Source organism: Arthrobacter sp., from assembly GCF_031179385.1.
Lineage (GTDB): Bacteria > Actinomycetota > Actinomycetes > Actinomycetales > Micrococcaceae > Arthrobacter_D.
The window spans coordinates 61074-65778 of the sequence record NZ_JAPSHV010000005.1 but is presented as its reverse complement, the minus strand read 5'-3'; the positions used below and the strand labels follow the sequence as shown (position 1 = coordinate 65778).

The window sequence follows — 4705 nt, the reverse complement described above, 5'->3', positions numbered from 1 at the left end:
ACCCCTGCACTGACTACTATTCACCACCCCATCGTTGAGATGGGACACCGAATGGCTGAGAACCTTCTCTCGTTGATCGAGGGCGGTCCGGCCGAGCGAGCAACCCTGCTGCCTACCTCCCTGGTGGTCCGCGGTTCCGCCTGAGTTCTGAAGGAAGACTATGCGCCAACACCTGTTGCCCGTTCCGCCGTGCGCCGAACCCGGCGTCAACCCCCTGGCTGCTACCGGGGACAGGCTCCGCTGGGGCGTCGTTGCTCCGGGTCAGATAGCCCGCCGCGTCACAGCCGACCTCGCACTGCTTGAGGATTCCGTGTTGCAAGCAGTGAGTTCGCGCAGCGAAGCCAACGCAGCGGGATTCGCGAACGATTTCGGCTTCGAGTCCAGCTACCATGACGCCCAAGGTCTCACCGGGTACGAGCGGCTGTTCGCCGACCCGGACGTCGACGTCGTTTACATCGCGGCCCCTCATGCCCAGCACCGGGAGGTGGCAGAAGCGGCGCTGACTGCCGGCAAGCACGTTTTGTGCGAGAAGCCGTTGACTTTGAACGCTGCAGAGGCCCGCGTATTGGCAGAGGTTGCCCGCACCAACGGCGTCTTCCTGATGGAAGCGGTTTGGACGCGATTTCTCCCGAGCATCAACCGGGCGTGGGACATCATTGCCTCGGGGGAACTCGGAGAGATTCAGTGGGTTCAGGCGGACTTGGGTTTCGTTGCCGCCTATGACCGCCGGTCCCGTCTCTGGGATCCGTCCGCGGGCGGGGGAGCCCTGCTGGACCTGGCGGTCTATCCTCTCACCTGGGCTTTCGGCGCCCTGGGTTTCCCCGCCGAGGTGCTGGCCCAGGCGACTCTCACAGACGACGGCGTGGACATGCGAAATGCACTGACGCTTTCCTATGAAACCGGTGCGACCGCGCAGCTGATCACCTCGATTGTCGCGTCCTGTCCCGGAACCGCGACAGTAAGCGGAACCGCGGGATGGCTGACCGCCTCGACGCCTCAGTGCAACCCGTCCGAGCTCACCATTACAACGAACGACGGCGTTTCACGGGTCGAAGCCTTCGCTCAGATCGGAAGCAATTACGTGTACCAGCTTCGTGAGGTTACACGATGCATTCAGGAGGGAATGGTTGAGAGTCCCACCATGCCGTGGGCGGACTCGATTGCCACCATGGACCTGCTCGATTCTGTCCGGACCCAGGTGGGCATCCAGTACCCCAATGACCAACCGCTCCGTTCAACGGGACGGCGATCTGTGGGGTTGGCACCAACGAGGTAACGCGCGCTCTGTTCAGCAGGGCAGCGGGATGATCCCTTCCGGGCGCGGATCCGTAGCGAGCCTGGCATGCGTTTCGACGTCATAGCGCTCGACGCCGTAGCGGAGTTTGGCCCGCTCGATGCCTTCAGCCCGAAAGCCGGCCCGTGCTGCAACTCTGCAGGACGCGGGATTGTTGACGCGGTGGCCCAGTTCCAACCGGAACAGGCCCTCTGAAAATGCCCATTCCGATGCGGCGGCGAGGCCCCGGGTAATGAGGCCGCGGCCGCGGAACTCGGCGCTCAGCCAATAGGAAACCCAGGCGGTCCCGTGCTCGAACTCCATCGAGGTGATTCCAATGTCGCCCACCGCAGCACCCCCTACGGCGACGGCGAAATGGCGAGCGGATGCGCTCTCCAGTCCGAGCTGGTTCTCGATGTGTTGGCGGCACACTTCGAGGTTTGAGAGGTTCCGTTGTCCCAGTTGAATGCGGAGGTCGTCGCTTGCAGCTTCGGCGCGGCGAAGGGACTCGGCATCGTCGACGGTCCATCGTCGGAGAACTGCGTCCTCGGTGTTCTGCACGGTCAAGCACTCCTCACATCGGTGATTCTGGAGCCCGATCCCAGCGAGTGGGGCGGCCCGGCCGGCACCTCTTCACAACGATAGCAAGCTTGCTTATGATCGTAGGCACAGGTCCCACTCATCTTGCCGGACCTGTGCTGTCCACAAACCATTACGCAGGAGAAGGGACTGATGATGACAACCGCACGCGACATCATGACCGGCGGTGCAGAGTGCATCGGCGAGAACGAAACCCTGGAAGAAGCGGCCCGGAAGATGAAGGACCTGGATGTCGGGTCACTGCCCATCTGTGGGGAGGACAACCGGCTCAAGGGTGTCCTTACGGACCGGGACATCGTGGTCAAGTGCCTTGCCGGCGGGTCCGACCCGCGCGAGGTCAAAGCCGGCGAGCTCGCCGAGGGAAAGCCCGTGACGATCGGTGCGGATGACAGCATCGAGGAAGCCATCAAGACCATGGCCGACCACCAGGTCCGACGGCTACCCGTGATCGACGGACACGACCTCGTCGGCATGCTGAGCCAGGCCGATATTGCCCGGAACTACCCCGAGGACCGGGTAGGTGAACTCGTCGAGTTGATCTCCTACTGAACCATTCCTCCAAGGGGAAGCGGAGGAGCACTTGAGGGTCAAGGAGGATGCGCAATGCCCACCGATGCCAAGGACATATTCACCGCCAATGACGCCGACCGGCTCGAACAGCAGCAGGAGGTCACTGACGAAACACCCGACGATGACGGCGACGGACTTCTGGGAGCAACGCCCCGGGAGGCAAACGAAGCCGACGTCGTTGAACAGGCTCGTTCAGTGACGGGCGACGACGATTACCCGCGCGGACCGATTGACGAAGAGCCCGCCTGAGAGTCCCATTCTTCCGTTCGCCCGCCCTGGGCGGGCGGACGCAGGATCACCTGCGGCCGACGTCGTACTGCAGTGCTACTGTGCCGTTCCCAAAGCGGCGGCTGGACTTCAGCCGGAGCTCCAGGGTGAGGTCCGGCGGGAAGATGCTGAGTCCTCCGCCGATGATCACGGGATTCAACAGCAGATAGAACTCGTCAACGAGGCCCGCACGGAAGGCAGACGCGGCGAGCGTCGGTCCGGCAATACCGATGTCGGACGAGGAGGATTGTTTCAGGTCCTCCACCGCGGCGGGATCGAACGTCCGTTCAATCCGGGTCCTGGACGTCGAAGCTGACTCGAGGCTTGTGGAGTAGACAATCTTGTCCGCAGCCTGCCAGATGTTCGCGAATTCGACGGACTGCGGCGTGTCGGCAACGGACCCAGGATCAGATTCCCACACCGTCATCAACTCGTAGATTCGGCGCCCGTAGAGGTAGGTGCCGACCGATCGCTCCTGCTCGTTCAGGTATTCGAGGACCTCTTCGTCAGGCTCGGCCCAGTCGAAGTTGCCGGAACTGTCCGCGACGTAACCGTCGAGGGAACCGATCATGGAGTAGATTAGCCGCGCCATACGGGACATTCGACACCACCCGCGGGCGAAAGGAAAGGCTCGGCAGAAATAAAGCGTGCGAACCTACCGGCGGGTAACTATTGACGATATGATGAAGTGCTCAAACGCCCCGGCAACCGCCGACGGGCTTCGTAGGGATTGTTCTCGACATCTGTCCAGCCGGTTCCTTGCACGCGAAGGACTCTGATCCTTGGAAACTTTTCCGGGAGCGCACAGACCGCTGTATGAAGTGAAAGCCAACCTGTTCAAAGGTATGGCGCATCCGGTGCGCGTGCGCGTTCTCGAGATCCTTTCGGCTGCACCCGACGTATCGGTAACTGACCTCATCCTGGATATGAACGTTGAGGCCTCGCGTCTTTCACAGCACCTTTCCGTCTTGAAAACACATCACCTCGTTGTGTCGGAGCGCCGTGGCAGCCAGGTGTTCTACAGTCTCGCCTACCCACGGGTCGCCGAACTTCTCGCCACTGCGAAGATGCTGCTGGGAGAGGTTCTGGAGTCGACCCAGCAGCAGTTGCTCGCCAGCGAATGGACTGCCCCCCAGGAGCCTGCGGCCGATACTCGGGGGCCGTCAACAATTACGAGGCAGTAGCGCGCCGCTTCACATGGCGCACGAGCGGCCGTCGGGTAGCGGGCTCCGAATGATCGCGGATGTGCCCCATCGCAGCATTCTCGCGTACCGCGGTGATGGCCGTCACAGCCTCCCGCTTCCGGTCGTAGCCTGAGGACGTTACCAGCACGCACCCATCCTCGTCGATGAGTCGAAAGCGGTATAGCGCGTCATCGCCCCTGAAGATTTCAAAGTTCCCTGCCAAATTTCCTCCCCCGAGGTGCCGGCGCCACGTCGCGCCTGAGGACTTTATGTTTTCATCAAACCGGAACGAAGGGAAGGTGTGTGACGCGCTTTACAAGGAAAACCTAGGAAATGGGGAGACCTGGGTGAGCCCAGCCGTGCCGGTTCAACCACTTGCCGCACAGGACGGTCCACTCATCCGGGCCGGCTTCGCCCTCTCCCAGGCCGAGCCCATGGGCGCCATGCGGGAAGACATGCACCTCCACCGGCACATTGTTCCGCACGAGTGCGCGGGCATAGGCGAAGGTGTTCTCCACGGGAACGGGCTCGTCGTCGGCGGTGTGCCAGAGAAATGCCGGCGGCGTTGTGCTGGTGACGTTCAGGTCCGCCGACATTCGTTGGAGGAGGTCCGACGACGGCGACCCGCCCAGTAGATTGTCGATGCTTCCCTGATGGACTGCATCGATGAACGACACCACCGGGTAGCAGAGGACCGAAAGGTCAGGAATTGCTCCGGTGACGTCCAGATGTGGATCCCCGCATGGGGTGTCGGTAGAGAGGGTTGCCGCGAGATGCCCACCTGCAGAGAACCCCAGGACTCCGACACGGT

General features: G+C 62.2%; 9 protein-coding genes. 5 read left to right on the top strand and 4 right to left on the bottom strand.

Going from position 1 to position 4705, the window contains the following annotated elements; all coding sequences use genetic code 11:
* Positions 1–9: 9 nt before the first annotated feature.
* Both RIF85_RS02160 and RIF85_RS02155 read left to right on the top strand, forming a co-directional pair.
* Complete coding sequence (locus RIF85_RS02160) at positions 10–144, top strand: substrate-binding domain-containing protein (protein ID WP_309070268.1); 135 nt, start codon at positions 10–12, stop codon at positions 142–144.
* 16 nt (positions 145–160) lie between these two features.
* Positions 161–1276 (top strand): Gfo/Idh/MocA family oxidoreductase, encoded by a 1116-nt coding sequence (locus RIF85_RS02155; RefSeq protein WP_309070265.1) that lies wholly within the window; start codon positions 161–163, stop codon positions 1274–1276.
* A 12-nt stretch (positions 1277–1288) separates the two neighbouring features.
* Here RIF85_RS02155 and RIF85_RS02150 read toward each other — a convergent pair whose 3' ends face one another.
* Positions 1289–1834 (bottom strand): GNAT family N-acetyltransferase, encoded by a 546-nt coding sequence (locus RIF85_RS02150; RefSeq protein ID WP_309070264.1) that lies wholly within the window; start codon positions 1832–1834, stop codon positions 1289–1291.
* Positions 1835–2008: 174 nt separating this feature from the next.
* Here RIF85_RS02150 and RIF85_RS02145 point away from each other — a divergent pair, with 174 nt between their 5' ends.
* The gene (locus tag RIF85_RS02145; RefSeq protein WP_309070267.1) at positions 2009–2422 is read left to right on the top strand and encodes a CBS domain-containing protein; all 414 of its coding nucleotides are present in this window, start codon (positions 2009–2011) and stop codon (positions 2420–2422) included.
* 54 nt (positions 2423–2476) lie between these two features.
* Positions 2477–2692, top strand: a complete 216-nt coding sequence (locus tag RIF85_RS02140; RefSeq protein WP_309070263.1) for a hypothetical protein — start codon at positions 2477–2479, stop codon at positions 2690–2692.
* Between the two features lie 46 nt (positions 2693–2738).
* Here RIF85_RS02140 and RIF85_RS02135 read toward each other — a convergent pair whose 3' ends face one another.
* Positions 2739–3302, bottom strand: coding sequence for a dihydrofolate reductase family protein (locus tag RIF85_RS02135; protein ID WP_309070262.1), 564 nt, complete (start codon positions 3300–3302; stop codon positions 2739–2741).
* Positions 3303–3492: 190 nt separating this feature from the next.
* Between RIF85_RS02135 and RIF85_RS02130 the strand changes: the two genes are divergently transcribed.
* Positions 3493–3894 carry a metalloregulator ArsR/SmtB family transcription factor gene (locus RIF85_RS02130; RefSeq protein WP_309070261.1) on the top strand — a complete coding sequence of 134 codons (402 nt, stop codon included), beginning with the start codon at positions 3493–3495 and terminating at the stop codon, positions 3892–3894.
* Here the strand turns inward: RIF85_RS02130 and RIF85_RS02125 are convergent.
* The gene (locus RIF85_RS02125; RefSeq protein ID WP_309070260.1) at positions 3881–4117 is read right to left on the bottom strand and encodes a DUF1508 domain-containing protein; all 237 of its coding nucleotides are present in this window, start codon (positions 4115–4117) and stop codon (positions 3881–3883) included. The genes RIF85_RS02130 and RIF85_RS02125 overlap by 14 nt on opposite strands.
* Before the next feature lie 103 nt (positions 4118–4220).
* A partial coding sequence (locus tag RIF85_RS02120; RefSeq protein WP_309070259.1) for a prolyl oligopeptidase family serine peptidase occupies positions 4221–4705 on the bottom strand: 485 nt, incomplete at its 5' end.

What these genes read in the sequence shown, in the direction of transcription:
- RIF85_RS02140 (WP_309070263.1), top strand. Translation starts at nt 2,477, where the DNA reads ATGCCCACCGATGCCAAGGACATATTCACCGCCAATGACGCCGACCGG.
- RIF85_RS02155 (WP_309070265.1), top strand. Translation starts at nt 161, where the DNA reads ATGCGCCAACACCTGTTGCCCGTTCCGCCGTGCGCCGAACCCGGCGTC.
- RIF85_RS02135 (WP_309070262.1), bottom strand. Translation starts at nt 3,302, where the DNA reads ATGGCGCGGCTAATCTACTCCATGATCGGTTCCCTCGACGGTTACGTC.
- RIF85_RS02145 (WP_309070267.1), top strand. Translation starts at nt 2,009, where the DNA reads ATGACAACCGCACGCGACATCATGACCGGCGGTGCAGAGTGCATCGGC.